We start from the raw sequence: 2,171 nt of genomic DNA, 5'->3' as shown, positions 1-2,171 counted from the left end.
GCGCGACAGCAGGCCCGCCAAGCGGCCCCAACCGTCCTGCGCGGCCTGAACCGACGGCCAGCCGCCGACCAGCTGGTCCACCGGGGCCAGCGCGCGGCCCATCACGATGGAGCTGGCGATCATCGCGCCGGGCGTCAGTTCCTGGCGCAGCACCAGCCAAGCCCCCGCTGCCAGCATCGCGCTTTGCAGAAACAGCCGGAAGGTCCGCGAAAAGACGCTGAACCCCGCCGACAGGTCCCCGGCGCGGACCGCATTGTCCTGTGATTCAGACCGGGCCAGGCGCCAGCGGGCGAAGGTGGCGCCGCGCATGCCCAGGGCGCCGATCACCTCGCCCTCGTCGCGATAGAGGTCCGCCATGCGCTGCGCCTGCGCGCCGGCCTGGGCCGAACCCTGCAGCGGCGCGCGGGTCAGGACGCGGTTCAGGATCGTGGTGCCGACCAGGATCCCGCCGCCGACGGTCGCGACGATGCCCAGGACCGGGTGGAACATGAAGACCGCCGCCAGGAACAGCGGTGCCCAAGGCAGGTCGAAGAAAGCCAGCATGACTGGCGAGCCGATCAGCCGCTGAACGGAATCCAGGTCGCGCATCCCGCCCGCCGTGGCGGCCGATTCGTCGCCGCGCAATGCGCCCTCGCGCAGGGCGGCATCGAAGACGCGACCCTCCATCCGGTCCTGGAACCGGGCGGCGATCCGCTGCATCACGCGGTTGCGGATGATGTCGATGGCACCCATCAGCGCGAAGAGGAAGATCACCAGCACGAACAGCGCGGTCAGCGTCTCGACGCTGCGCGAGGCCAGCACACGGTCATAGACCTGCAGCATGAACAGCGGCCCGGTCAGCATCAGCAGGTTCACGACCGCCGAGAAGACCCCCACCGACAGGAACAGCGGCCACCCCGTGGCGCGCGCCTGGCGCAGTTCCCGGGCCCCGTCCGTCAGGTTCGCAGCCTTGGCCATACGTCTTGCCCCGAAAATGCCGCGCCGATGGCGGGGCTTGCCTCGTTACCGCGGCGACCATATCACCACGCAGGGCCTACGCCGGCCTGCCGCGACCCTCGCATCGAAAGGTTAAGGATTCGTTTTTTCAGAAAATTTTTTATTCCATAGACAGTCTACAGCCCCACTAAATTCTCTTTCTTGAAAATTAATACTATTATATATTCGCAGCTTTTTTGGTGTCGCTGCCTTTTGCATTGTTCCGATAATGTCGCTTAAATTGGAATTATTATGTGCATGAGCACATTTTGTGGAAATTTTTTTTGAAATTTTTTCTTGAAAAGTATCGGGTAAATGACCCATGGGGAGAATTTTAATTATTTAGGAATTGATCCTGCATAAAAAACCCTTTGTTAAAGGAAATGAACAGAGGGTTAAAATGGCGCAGATCAGACATAGCCACTTTGGTGGAAACGTAGTTCTCACTCGCGATAGTCTCACTGATGGCGACGCCTACCATGAAACGCTTGAGGAAATCGATTTTTCAAATATTCGATTTCCAGGTGGGGGCGTCACGGAGGCTCAAACATGGGAAAATGGTGGCCTTCACCGTATGTTTGGGAAACCAATGGATCCGAAGGACGAGAAATATACGTTAACTATTCGAGAAATGCTTGATTTCGCTGAAAAAACCGGAAAATCGGTATCGATTGTAACGCCGACATTTCAATTTTACGATAAAGTTGAAGGGCACTTCGATACACGAGGATTCAATGCATATCTTGTAGAGCTATCTAAGGCAATTTCAGAATACCCGAGCGTTAAGATAACTAATTTCGAAATCGGTAATGAATATTGGGGTAGTAAAGAATGGGGATCTTTACAGCCTGACGAGTATGGAAGAATAGCAAACGCAGAGATTTCCGCAATAAATGGAATGATAAATGAGGTATGGGGGGACCGTCCTGCAGATGATCGCCCAGGAATAGGAATACAAGCTGGCGTTCAATGGAAGGCGGAGCAAAATGCCGACGGAACCTGGACCGCAGTAGGTCCCCGCCATTCACAAGAAATTATCAGCGAGATAACGACTGAAAACCGCGCATTAGTAAGTGCAATATTTCAGCACAGTTATCCAGACGCTAACGATCTAACTACCAAGATCAATTGGGCCATAAATCCAATGCGAGTTTTTCAGGAAGCCACCGGCTTTTCAGCCCACATTCCCCAAGTAA

The 2,171-nt window shown here is 55.5% G+C and carries 2 protein-coding genes; one reads left to right on the top strand and one right to left on the bottom strand.

What is annotated here, in order from left to right; all coding sequences use genetic code 11:
• Nucleotides 1-957 (bottom strand): ABC transporter transmembrane domain-containing protein (locus tag TW83_RS11965; RefSeq protein ID WP_045983008.1); only part of this gene is annotated, 957 nt, incomplete at its 3' end.
• A gap of 418 nt (nucleotides 958-1,375) precedes the next feature.
• On the opposite strand from TW83_RS11965, the gene TW83_RS20580 reads away from it, so the two are divergent.
• The coding region (locus TW83_RS20580; protein ID WP_157001521.1) for a hypothetical protein at nucleotides 1,376-2,171 on the top strand (796 nt) is incomplete at its 3' end.

The sequence above is a fragment of the Paracoccus sp. S4493 genome, assembly GCF_000967735.1.
GTDB lineage: Bacteria > Pseudomonadota > Alphaproteobacteria > Rhodobacterales > Rhodobacteraceae > Paracoccus > Paracoccus marcusii.
Note: the sequence above shows the minus strand (reverse complement) of the source record. Positions and strands in the feature narration are given on the sequence as shown.